The sequence below is a fragment of the Aquirufa sp. A-Brett2-15D genome (genome assembly GCF_054558735.1).
In genome coordinates this window covers 1-240 of the sequence record NZ_JBSKFT010000028.1, presented here as the reverse complement: position 1 = coordinate 240, position 240 = coordinate 1, and the positions used below count along the sequence as shown (strand labels likewise).

1 protein-coding gene is annotated in these 240 nt (G+C 39.6%); it reads right to left on the bottom strand.

Translation table 11 applies throughout. The features are described 5' to 3' along the window. Positions 1-240, bottom strand: a 240-nt coding sequence (locus tag ACST14_RS11005) for a hypothetical protein (protein WP_459463490.1), incomplete at both ends; no start/stop codon positions are given.

The window sequence follows — 240 nt, the reverse complement described above, 5'->3', positions numbered from 1 at the left end:
TTGTTATCTCAGCAGTAATGCTACTTGTATTGGAACTCACTCGTGTATCGAGTCCTGCAATCGAATTGGTATTAGAAGTTATGCTAGCTGTGTTTGCATTTACTCCGTTAGTCAATGCTAATTCTGCAGCAGTTGCTCTTGTTATCTCAGCAGTAATACTACTCGTATTGGAACTCACTCGTGTATCGAGTCCTGCAATCGAATTGGTATTAGAAGTTATGCTAGCTGTGTTTGCATTTA